A 1,806-nucleotide genomic window follows, 5' to 3' on the forward strand; every position below is an offset into this window, starting at 1 on the left:
ATGAAAGGGATTTTTAAAATAACAATGATGACAATGCTGATGGCCATGATGGCCATCGGCGGAGTCGAATCACAGCAGCTGCCACAGTTCAGCCAGTACATCTTCAACGGTCTCCACATCAACCCGGCGTATGCGGGCTATAAAGGGGAGCCATACATACAGAGTACTTACAGGAGTCAGTGGGTTGGCTTTGAGGGAGCGCCGACGACCTTTACGGTGACGGCTGACTTGAGTGCCAATGAAGGCTTGATGGGCTTTGGTGTATCGATCTTGTCAGACAAGATGGGTCCTACTAATACCAATGGAGCGATGCTTTCCTATGCATATAGGATACAGACAGGTAGGAATAGCTTTTTAGGATTGGGAGCGAGTGTAGGAGCGAGTGAGTATGCGATAGATGGAGACATGTTGAGAGCCAATGATCCTAATGACCCAAATATTCCAGAAGGTAGAGTGAATATGTTCACACCAAACATGAATATGGGCTTGTTTTTCCACACAGACAGATTCTATGCTGGAGCAAGTGCATACAACATGATCGGTAGAGGAGCCTTGGAGCGAGAAGACATCGCATTGGCTTACCATGACTTCCACTACTACATTACAGCAGGAGTGATGATCCCGGTATCTAGTAGCGTACAGTTCAAACCTAGCTTCTTGATCAAAGAAGTGAAGGGGGCACCAACGAGCTACGATATCAACGGGATGGTGCTATTCAAAGAGAGGCTGTGGTTGGGCGCATCCTACAGATCCAATATGCAGCTTGGCGGTATGGAGCACTTGCAGGACAACCTGAATCAGCGTAACGCAGTAGCCTTCTTGTTGGAAGTGTTTGCGACCAATAATCTGAGACTAGGCTATGCCTATGACCACAGCATGAACGTGCTGAGTGACTATAGGAACAACTCGCACGAGATATCAGTGGGCTACTACATTGCCCCGAGAAGAGTGACAATGAAAAACCCTAGATGGTTCTAAGTTATGAAGAAGCTACTGACGATAATGGTCATATTCCTGGTGCTGGTATCAGTACAGGAGACCCAAGCACAAAATGCACTTTTGAGATATGCCGACAAGCAATACGAACTGAGCAACTATCAGCATGCAGCTGAAGTGTATCAGGAAGCCTTCGGCAAGAGAGAGAAGGTAGAGACAGCTAGAAAAATAGCCCAGTCCTACACCATGATCAGAGACTATGAAAAGTCTAACGAATGGTGGAAGAAGACGGTGAGCTTCGAAGAAGCAGACAGAGATGATTACTATGAATACATCCTATCGAGCTATCAGCTCAACAATGGAGATGTCAATATCAGCGAACTGCTACAAGGCTCAAACTTCACGGCAGAAGACTTCCCAGAGCTAGATCCATCAAGGATGAAGGCGATGTACGATGGCAAAGCCAACTTGAAGCTAGTGCCCGTAGCAGGAGTGAACAGCTCAGGCTCTGACATGAATCTAGTTCTAGATAAGGAAGAGCATATGTACTTTTCCTCAGACAGAGGAGCAGTGACGCCGAGCAATAAGCCAGCGATCAGACTGGATCTGAACAACATCTATAGCGAGGAGAAGTACGACTTCAATGACAGGGAGTTTTTCAGAATCTTTAGAAAAGATAGCGAAGGAAATGTCACAGAGCTGAGTGCCAACAATGAAGAAGTGCTACACTTCTCAGACCCCAGCTTCATGCATGAAAAAGGTTTGATGTTCTACACAGTGACCAGAAGAATCACCAAGGCAAAGCGTACGCCAGAGTTTGCAGTAGGAGCAGAGATCTACTACAGCAAGGTAGATGCAGATGGCAACCTG

The 1,806-nt window shown here is 46.6% G+C and carries 1 protein-coding gene and 1 pseudogene; both read left to right on the forward strand.

Annotated features, from left to right (window positions below; genetic code table 11):
* Positions 1–978, forward strand: a 978-nt coding sequence (locus tag CHB66_RS16630; protein ID WP_089242536.1) for a PorP/SprF family type IX secretion system membrane protein, incomplete at its 5' end; no start/stop codon positions are given.
* A gap of 3 nt (positions 979–981) precedes the next feature.
* Positions 982–1,806, forward strand: a pseudogene (locus CHB66_RS16635) (OmpA family protein); the annotation flags it as partial.

It is taken from the genome of Belliella buryatensis (assembly GCF_900188245.1).
Classification (GTDB): Bacteria; Bacteroidota; Bacteroidia; order Cytophagales; family Cyclobacteriaceae; genus Belliella; species Belliella buryatensis.